This window comes from Gordonia sp. GONU (assembly GCF_024733855.1).
Taxonomy (GTDB): Bacteria; Actinomycetota; Actinomycetes; order Mycobacteriales; family Mycobacteriaceae; genus Gordonia; species Gordonia amicalis.
Map to the genome: position 1 here is coordinate 1 of NZ_JANRHB010000088.1, position 903 is coordinate 903.

Below are 903 nucleotides of genomic sequence, written 5' to 3' on the forward strand. Positions count from 1 at the left end.
ACAGTGGCGGGGTCGAAGCCGTTACCGTGGAGGCGGTCACTCGACTGTCTCGTGTTGCTCGCACCACCTTGTATCGTCACTTCGAGAGCTCCACAGATCTGGTGGCGGCTGCCTTCGAGCGGTTGTTGCCCCAGGCCGAGACCCCCGCGACGACGACGTCGATCCGCGATGACCTGCTGAAGCTGATGCACCGGCAGGCTGAACTTATCGATCAGGCACCGTTACAGATGACGACGCTGGCATGGTTGGCAATGCTTCCCGAGCAACCCGACGGGGATCAGAACGCGCTCGCGCCACTGCGTCGTCGAGTCGTCGAGCAGTATCGAGAGCCATTCGATCGAGTGTTGACGAGTGACGTGGCCACGGCTGAGCTCGACAACTTCGATTTGACCATGGCAGTCACCCAGCTCGCCGGCCCGCTGGTCTTTGCCAAGCTCACGGGCATTCGTTCGATGGCAGTCGGCGATCTCGAACAGCTTGTCGACGACTTCCTCACGGCCCACCGGCGGCACCAAACCTCCTAACCTCCTTCCCCATCTACGCTACCGCTAGTACCGTAACGCTACCGCCGGTTTCAGAAGCGGCCTGGGTCGAGGGTGAGGTACTGCGTATGGTGGTCCAACGTCCAAGTGGTGGGCGCTTGACGGCGCGCCGGTTGGTGGAACGCAGCGAGTACAGCGCGACGTTGGGGCGGTTGGCGCGGTTCACCTTGGCGCACAGATCTCTTGTCATCGGGGCGTGGGTGGCTGTGGGTGTCGTCTTGGCGATACTGTTTCCCCAGTTGGAGACGGTGGTGCGGCAGCAGTCTGTTGATCCGATCCCTGCTGGGGTTCCATCGTTTCAAGCACTCGATCAGATGGGTGGTGCGTTCGGTGAGAAGGGCGCCAAGACCACTGTTTTCGT

At 61.6% G+C, this 903-nt stretch carries 2 protein-coding genes; both read left to right on the forward strand.

Annotation, left to right across the window (positions count from 1 at the left end; genetic code table 11):
- Positions 1-524: TetR/AcrR family transcriptional regulator (locus NWF34_RS25275; protein ID WP_258326402.1), on the forward strand; the 524-nt coding region annotated here is incomplete at its 5' end.
- A gap of 86 nt (positions 525-610) precedes the next feature.
- Positions 611-903, forward strand: a 293-nt coding sequence (locus NWF34_RS25280; RefSeq protein ID WP_258326403.1) for a hypothetical protein, incomplete at its 3' end; no start/stop codon positions are given.